General features: G+C 70.5%; 5 protein-coding genes and 1 pseudogene. 3 read left to right on the forward strand and 3 right to left on the reverse strand.

What is annotated here, in order from left to right; translation table 11 throughout:
* The 3 genes from HR086_RS43180 to HR086_RS43190 all read left to right on the forward strand — a co-directional run.
* Nucleotides 1-1,314 (forward strand): collagen binding domain-containing protein (locus HR086_RS43180; protein WP_174468550.1); only part of this gene is annotated, 1,314 nt, incomplete at its 5' end.
* 85 nt (nucleotides 1,315-1,399) lie between these two features.
* A complete protein-coding gene (locus HR086_RS43185; RefSeq protein WP_174468551.1) occupies nucleotides 1,400-3,379 on the forward strand; it encodes a FecR domain-containing protein in 1,980 nt (659 codons plus the stop codon).
* Nucleotides 3,380-3,381: 2 nt separating this feature from the next.
* Complete coding sequence (locus HR086_RS43190; protein ID WP_174468552.1) at nucleotides 3,382-5,259, forward strand: protein kinase; 1,878 nt, start codon at nucleotides 3,382-3,384, stop codon at nucleotides 5,257-5,259.
* 36 nt (nucleotides 5,260-5,295) lie between these two features.
* Here the strand turns inward: HR086_RS43190 and recR are convergent, their stop codons facing one another.
* The 3 genes and pseudogenes from recR to HR086_RS43205 form a co-directional block, all read right to left on the reverse strand.
* Entirely contained in the window at nucleotides 5,296-5,889 is a 594-nt protein-coding gene (gene recR / locus HR086_RS43195; RefSeq protein WP_141649169.1) for a recombination mediator RecR, read from the reverse strand.
* Nucleotides 5,890-5,895: 6 nt separating this feature from the next.
* Nucleotides 5,896-6,213: a YbaB/EbfC family nucleoid-associated protein gene (locus HR086_RS43200; RefSeq protein ID WP_141649168.1), complete on the reverse strand. Its 318-nt coding sequence runs from the start codon at nucleotides 6,211-6,213 to the stop codon at nucleotides 5,896-5,898.
* A 92-nt stretch (nucleotides 6,214-6,305) separates the two neighbouring features.
* A pseudogene (locus tag HR086_RS43205) lies at nucleotides 6,306-7,061 on the reverse strand (DNA polymerase III subunit gamma/tau); the annotation flags it as partial.

Below are 7,061 nucleotides of genomic sequence, written 5' to 3' on the forward strand. Positions count from 1 at the left end.
GCGGTGCAGCGCGAGGGCTTCGACTTGAAGGAGGGCTCCTTGCGGATCACCGGGGGCAGCCTTTTGCGGGCGTCGGTGGGTCCCAAGGTGCGCACCTGGTTGGGGCCGGTGCGGGCGGAGGTGGGCGCGGGCTATGGATATGCGCAGTTGCCGCACTTCGGTGCGTCCTCGGAGCCGGTGCTGTCGCGAGGGGTGCGGCACGCGGCGCTGGTGAGCGGGAGCCTGCGGCTGCCGCTGTTCACCCGGTTGGAGGTGGAGGCGCGGGGCGAGGTGCCCGTGTCGTTGGCGGTTCGTGACTCGGCCGGGGCGAAGGCGGAGGCGAAGGGTTTCGCCGCGGGTGGCGCGCTCCTGTTCCCGCTGACGGGCGCGCAGCGCTGGTCCGGCACGCTGCTCGTGGACTTCCAGCACGTGCAGGACACGGTGACGCTCGCGGATGGGACGCGGTCCGAGCAGCGCATGCGTCGGGTGGGCGCGGCGCTGGAGCTGACCTGGAATGACGCTCCCGAGTCCCGGGTATCGGAGCCGCTGCCTCCCGAGCGGGTGCCGGCGGGGGGCCTGTCGCTCCAGGTGCTGGACGTGGAGTCGGGCGCGCCGCTGGCGGGAGCGCGGGTGGTGCTGGTGTCCGGAGGCGTGGAGAGCGCGCCGCGCGAGGCGGATGCACAGGGCTCGCTGGAGAACGTGGAGCTGCCGCCGGGTGACGTCGTGGCTCGGGTGAGCGTGGATGGCTACGAGCCCGCGGAGGGTCGAGTCACGGTGGAGGACGGTGGGCGCGTGGCGCTGTCGGTGCGAGCGCGCAAGCTGCCGCCTCCCACGGGGGGCTTGAAGGTGACGGTGGTGAGCGCGGGCAACGGGGTGCCGTTGCCGGGGGTGCGGCTGACGGTGGGGGCCGTGGAGGTGCGCACGGACATGAGGGGCGAGGCGTGGGTGAAGTCGCTGCCGCCAGGGCCCGTGGCCGTGGTGGCGAAGTCGCCGGGCTATCGGGTGGCGGAAGAGGCGGCCATCATCATCGCGGGGCAGGAGACGGTGCTGTCCGTGCCGCTCGCCTCGGAGCGCAAGGGTGAGCCCGCGACGCTCACGGGCCAGGTGCGCAGTGCTCGGGGCGGAAAGCCCATCGCGGCCACGCTGCTCATCCCGCAGGCGAAGGTGAAGGCGCGCACGGATGCGAAGGGTGCGTTCACCTTCAAGGTGCGCGGTGGCACCTACCGCATCACCATTTCCGCGCGCGGCTACCTGTCGCAATCCAAGCTCGTCACCTTGAAGGATGGAGAGCAGGCCATCTTCAACGTCGACCTCTTCCCGAGGCAGCGGCGGTGAGTGACACGCTTCCCAGGCTCGCTGCCTCGCTGCGAGAAGGTGAGCAGCCCCTCTTCCATGTCGATTTCATCCCGAGGCCTCAACGGTGAGTAACGCGCGTCCCTGGCTCCTGGTCCTCCTGCTCGTCGCGACGGCCTGCGACGAAGAGGCGACCACTCCGTCCAGCCCCGTCGCGGAGGTTCCTGCCTCGCCCGACGCGGGACCCTCCGTGGAGCTGGCTCGCCTGGAGGGCCTGTCCGGCGAGGTGCTGGTGGAGCGCGGTGGCAAGAAGGTCCCCGCGCGGGAAGGCCCGCTGTACTCGGGTGACGCGCTGGAGACGGGCGCGACGGGCGCGGCGACGATGCGCTTCGCGGACGGGCGCTCGGTGGAGGTGGGCTCCGACGCACGCGTCGGCGTGGGCGAAGAGGCCGGGAGCGTGGTGCTGACCGTGGAGCGCGGCATCGTGTTGTCGCGAGTCCCCGCGCGCCCGGCCGGCGCTCCCTCGAGTGGCAAGAAGGTGTCGCTGACACTGCTGACGCCCTTCGGCCTCACGCGCGTGGGCTCCGAGCCCAGCGAGGTGAGCGTGCAGGTGACGAAGGACTCCGGCCGCGTGGAAGTGAAGCTGGGCGCCATCGAGTTCGTGTCCAAGGATGGCCAGCAACTGCGCGCGTCGGAGGGTGACTCGGTGGAGGTATCGGCGGGGCGAGCGGAGCTGCTGCTGCGCGGCTCGCGGCTCGTGGAACTCTCACCCATTCCGGTGACGGTGCGACTGGGTTCGGGGCGCGCGGAGATGCGCGGCAAGGGCGCGAAGCGTTGGCGTCCGGTGCGCACGGAGGGCGACGTGCTGGCGCCGGGAGACGGCGTGCGCACGCGCGGCAGTGGCACGGCGGAGCTGATGCTGCAGGGCTCGTCCTCGCAGTTGTCGCTGGGGCCCTCGGCGGAGATGGTGCTGGAGGGCGCGGGGCAGGGGGGCACGCGGGACGAGGCCCGGATGGACCTGCGCCAGGGTGGGCTCGGCGTCCAGCTCGCGCAGGGACGCGAGAGTCGCGTGGTGCTGCCCGGGCTCACGCTGGAGGGTGACGGCGCGTCGCGACTGGCGGTGCGGCGCACCTCGACGGGCTATCTGGTCGATGCGCACACAGGGCGGGTGACGCTGGTGCGCGGAGACGTGCGCCAGCCGCTGCGTGCCGGAGAGCGAGCGACGGTGACAGGCGAGACGGGCGAGGCGCGCATCGAGGCGCTCGGACCCGCGCCGCTGCTGCTCGGAGAGGGAGACGGCACGGAGGTCTACCACCAGGGGATGCCCGAGGTGGCCATTGGCTGGGAGAAGGAGGGGGAGGTGACGGTGGAGGTGGCCTCGGACGAGGCCTTCACGCGGCCCCTGCTGTCCGGCACGGTGTATCAGTCCTTCGTCAACGTCCCGGCTCCCGCGCGCGGCCTGCTGTACTGGAGGGTGCGCGGCAAGGACGGCAAGGACCTCGCGAAGGGCAGCGCGACGTTCGCCCCGGAGCGGCTCGGCGGAGACCTGGACCGCGTGCGCAACGTGGTGCCGGAGGGGCTGGAGAAAACGACCATCTTCTATCAAGACAAGCCGCCGTCGGTGACGTTCACCTATGCGGAGGAGGCGTCGGCGGCGCGGTACAAGGTGGCGGTGTATCGGGTGGGCGCGCTGGAGAAGCCAGTGGCCGAGCGCACGGTGACGGAGGCTCGCGCGGCGCTGGACGCGGGCGCGCTGGGAGAGGGCAGCTACCTCTGGTCCGTCACGCCGCTGTCCGCGACGGGCGAGCAACTGAAGGGGGGACGGATGAACAAGCTCGAGCTGGTGTACGACAACTCAGTACCGATGCTCCTGGTGTCGCAGCCGCGCAACGGCCAGCGGGCCGCGTCGAAGGTGAGGACCACGGGCGTGGCGCCCGTGAATGCGCGCCTGTCCATCAATGGACGTCCCGTCTCCCTGGATGGCAAGCACCGCTTCGATACCTGGGTGGAGCCAGTGGGCGCGCCCCCGTTGCTGGTGTTTAAGATGACCCGTCCCGGTGCTCCGGATGTTCATACGGTCCGCACCCTGAGACAGCGAGGGCCTTGAGGATGTCACCCACCCAGACGACACATCCTGGCTCCGAGGACGCGCCGCCGCCGCTGCTGCGCCCGTATGGGCCCTACGTGCTGGTTCGCAAGCTGGCCGAGGGCGGCATGGCGGAGATCTTCCTCGCCAAGCTGCTGGGCGCGGACGGCTTCGAGCGCAACGTCGTCATCAAGCGGATGCTGCCGCACCTGTCGAGCATCCCTGACTTCGTGGAGATGTTCCGGGACGAGGCGCGGCTGGCCGCGAAGCTCACGCACCCCAACATCGTCCAGATTCAGGAGTTGGGCTTCACCGAGGGCTGCTACTACATCTGCATGGAGTACCTCGCGGGCGAGGACTTCTCCACGACGCTGCGGCTGGCCGGTCGTCGGCGGCAGTATCTGCCGTTCCCGATTGTGCTGCGGGTGCTCATCGATTCGGCGCGAGGGCTGCACTACGCGCACGAGTTCACGAATGACATGGGGCAGCCGCAGAACGTGGTCCACCGCGACGTCTCTCCGTCGAACCTGTACCTGACGTATCAGGGGCAGGTGAAGGTGCTGGACTTCGGCATCGCCAAGGCCGAGTCGCGGCTCGCCAACACGCGCACCGGCGTCGTGAAGGGCAAGTACATGTACATGGCGCCGGAGCAGGCGAAGGGCGGGGAGGTGGACCGTCGCGCGGACATCTTCGCGCTCGGCGTCAGCCTGTTCGAGGCGCTCACGCACGTGCGGCCCTTCTCGCGAGAGAACGACCTCGCGGTGCTCAACGCGCTCTTGCACAACGAGTTCAAGCGCCCGCGCGAGCTGCGGCCCGACCTGCCCGTCGAACTGGAGGCCATCGTCCTGAAGGCGATGTCCCCATTTCCGGAAGACCGTCACCCCACGGCGGAGGCGTTCGCCGAGGACCTGGAGGCCTTCCTCGGCGAGCACCTGAGCGCCGCCGGCACGCCGCAGCTCAGCGCGTTCCTCCGCTCCCATTTCGGCGAGGAGCGCTTCACCGAGCGCACCCGCATCCCCACGCTGGCCTCGCTCTCCGCGGCCCTGGGGGTCGTGACGCAGGCCACCGGGTTGATGGAGACGGGGACGAACGTGGTGGGCGCTCCGGTCTCCGTGGGCGGAAGCACCGATGTCGCCACCGCGCGCGCCTGGGGGGCCCGTTCCCCCGCGTCGTCATCGGGACTGGTGCCCGCCGCGACGAAGACGCCGGCCACCGAGACCTCCGTTCCACCCGTCGAGGCCCCGCGTTCCCGAGGCTGGCGTCCGCTCGTCGTCGGCCTCGCGGGAGGCTTGCTGCTCGCGAGCGTGGGGCTCGTGGGATACCGGCAGCTCGTCGCGCCCGCGTCGTCGGGTGGCGAGGTGGCGGCTCACGCCTCCACGGCTCCCGCGAATGACGTAAGCGTGAAGGTCCAGAAGCCTGAGCCGGTCCCCGTGCCCACTCCGCCAGAGGTGGTGGCCGCGCCCGTGGGGACGACCGTGCAGGGGCCGGAGGCTGTCCCGACCACCCCTGAAGGCGACGCGCAGGCGGCCGTGGGAGCCCAGGCGGCGCTGCCGGGCAAGGGCGACGACGAGGTGGCCGAGAAGCCGCTGAAGGCGCCACCGGCCAAGAAGCGCATGACGCTGGGCGTGGGGGACATCACCCGTGTGGTGGAGAAGGGGCGCTCGCGCATCACCGCGTGCTTCGAGAAGAACCGCGCGGACCTGCCGACGAGCGAAGGGCAGGTCCAGGTGGAGTTCTCCATCGTCTCGTCGGGTGCCGTGCGCGCGGGCGTGCGCGGACCGCTGGCCGAGACGGCGGTGGGCCGCTGCCTCCAGTCCCAGGCGCAGCGGCTGCGCTTCCCGGCGCATCGCGACGAGGAGGTCAACGTACTGGTGCCGTTCGCCTGGCGGCTGACCCGGTAGGAAGCGCGGCGCCGGTGTTTGGCGCCGCGGGGTGCCTCAGAGGTCGCGGCGGGCGGACAGTGCCTTCGCCAGTGTGGCCTGGTCGGCGAACTCCAAATCACCACCCATGGGCAGGCCCTGGGCGATGCGGGTGACACGCAGACCCATGGGCTTGAGCAGTCGCGTCAGGTACAGCGCGGTGGCCTCGCCCTCGACGTCCGGGTTGGTGGCGAGGATGAGCTCCTCCACCCGGCTGTCGTTGAGGCGCTCCAGCAGTTCCTTGATGCGAAGCTGCTCGGGGCCCACGCCTTCGAGCGGAGACAGCACGCCGTGCAGGACGTGGTAGCGACCCTTGAACTCCCGGGTGCGCTCCAGCGCCATCAGGTCGGCGAAGGTCTCCACGACGCACAGCACGCGGTCGTCACGGCGGTGGTCGCGGCAGAAGCCACAGGTCTCCGTGTCGGTGAGGGAGAAGCAGCGCACGCACAGGTGCACCTTCTCCTTCACCTCTCGGATGGCCTGCGACAGGTCCGCGGCGTACTCACCGGGAGCACGCAGAATGTGGAACGCGAGGCGCTGGGCGGTCTTTTCGCCAATGCCCGGCAGCTTCGCGAGCTGGGCGACGAGGCGGTTCAGCGGATCGGGCGTCATCCGGTATCAGGTAACGCCGGGGATCTTGATGCCGCCGGAGATTTTGGCCAGCTCGCGCTGCATGTGCTGACGGCTGCTCGCCAGGGCGCCATTCACGGCGGCGATGATGAGGTCCTCGAGCATCGACGTGTCGTTCGGGTCGATGACTTCCTTGTTGATCTTGATGCTGCGGATCTCCTGGATGCCGTTGGCCACGACGGTGACGCGGCCATCGCCAGCCGTGGCCTCGACGGTCTCCTCGGCCAGCTGCTGCTTCCGCTCTTCAATCTTCTCCGTCAGCTTGTTCGCCTGCCGGATGAAGTAGTTCAGGTCGACGCCAGGCATGTGCTTCCTCGGTACTCGGGGGAGCGGCACCCTTCATGGGTCCGCTCGGGCGTGGAGTGTGGCGCGCACCCTACCGTTGCGCGGGGACAAAGTCAGGCGCTGTCGTCGGGGGCTTCGATTGGAGCGTCGGCGGGCGAGGCGGCGGCGGGGCGCTCGGGCTCGTAGATCTGGATGTGCTCGATTTCTCCACCCAGCCTCAGGAGCACGGCGCGGACCGAGGCGTGGTTGCGCACCTTGCTCTCGGTGTTCTTCTCGTGGGTGGCCCGGCTCTGTGCGTCACGCTCGGCGATGCTGAGCGAGGCCCGCGTGTCGTCGGCGGACACGTCCTGGAAGGAGAGCTTCACCGCTCGGCCGAAGTGCTCGGCGAGGAGCTTGTCGATGATGGTCTTCCCCGCCGCGGCGGACACCGTCATCCGGTGCAGGCCGGCGGAGGGCAGGAAGCCGAGGATGATTTCTCCGGCCTTCATCGACACGAGACGGCCGTTGGCGAGCGCGGTGCCGTGCCGGAGGGAGGAGGCCTTGACGCTCTCCACCGCGGCGCGCCAGCGCTCAATCAGCGGAAGGTTCGGGTTGTCGCGGCCTCGTGCCCCCGCGGGTGCGGGCGAGGTGGCGAGCACGGGAGGCGGCTCCGGCTCCGGCTCGGCGGCGGGAAGCTCGGGTTCGGGGATGCACTCGCCGGAGGCACAGCCGCCCGGGGAGGCTTCCTCCGGGTAGAAGCGCGAGTCCTCGTCGTCGACGGCCACGGACTCGGGCGGGCCCGGTGGGGCTTCCGGCTTGCGGACGTTGATGACGCGGACACTGGGCGCGGGCTCGGTGGTGCGAGAGAGCGGGGTGGCTCCGGCGTGAGG

Origin of the sequence: Myxococcus sp. CA039A (genome assembly GCF_013336645.1) — a bacterium.
Classification (GTDB): domain Bacteria; phylum Myxococcota; class Myxococcia; order Myxococcales; family Myxococcaceae; genus Myxococcus; species Myxococcus llanfairpwllgwyngyllgogerychwyrndrobwllllantysiliogogogochensis.